1 protein-coding gene is annotated in these 255 nt (G+C 56.1%); it reads right to left on the bottom strand.

Translation table 11 applies throughout. The features are described from left to right. On the bottom strand, window positions 1-255 hold a 255-nt coding region (locus ACO0LH_RS28700; RefSeq protein WP_422944563.1), incomplete at both ends, for a cellulose synthase subunit BcsC-related outer membrane protein.

A 255-nucleotide genomic window follows, 5' to 3' on the forward strand; every position in this document is an offset into this window, starting at 1 on the left:
GGTAGCTGGTCGGGATGTTGATGGTGGGGTTGGCCGCCGCAAACTGTTCAAGTTCAGCCTGGTCTGCCGGTGAGTTCGGGTAGTACGGGGCATCGAGTTCTCTGAAGTGCTGGACACCGAGTGAGGTACCGATCTGGTACGACAGTTTGCCTTTGCGTCCGGCAAAGTCAAGCGGGATGCCCATGGCAACATAGGATTTGGGGCTGAAGTAGCCACCATGCCCGTAGGTGAAGTAGCGCAGGTTTTTGTTGTAGA

The organism is Undibacterium sp. TJN19 (genome assembly GCF_049339485.1).
Taxonomy (GTDB): Bacteria; Pseudomonadota; Gammaproteobacteria; order Burkholderiales; family Burkholderiaceae_D; genus Undibacterium.